At 34.0% G+C, this 235-nt stretch carries 1 pseudogene; it reads left to right on the top strand.

The features are described 5' to 3' along the window. Positions 1-76: 76 nt before the first annotated feature. Positions 77-235, top strand: a pseudogene (locus SB775_RS33905) (TrmH family RNA methyltransferase); the annotation flags it as partial.

The following is a 235-nucleotide window of genomic DNA, read 5'->3' as shown; positions in this document are numbered from 1 at the left end:
TGTCTCAAAGACAGGTTTATTATGTAGTGTGCATGAGATATAATAAATTCATGATATTTAAAGGAGTTAAAGTCGCTTGAAATATATAGAATCAGCTAAAAACGCAAGTATTAAACAATGGAAAAAGCTGCATACAAAAAAAGAACGAACGAAAACGGGGCTATTTCTCGTTGAGGGGAAACATTTAGTAGAAGAAGCATTAAAGAGCGGGATTGTGAAGGAGTTAATGGTCACA

Source organism: Peribacillus sp. SIMBA_075 (genome assembly GCF_046534585.1).
Note: the sequence above shows the minus strand (reverse complement) of the source record. Positions and strands in the feature narration are given on the sequence as shown.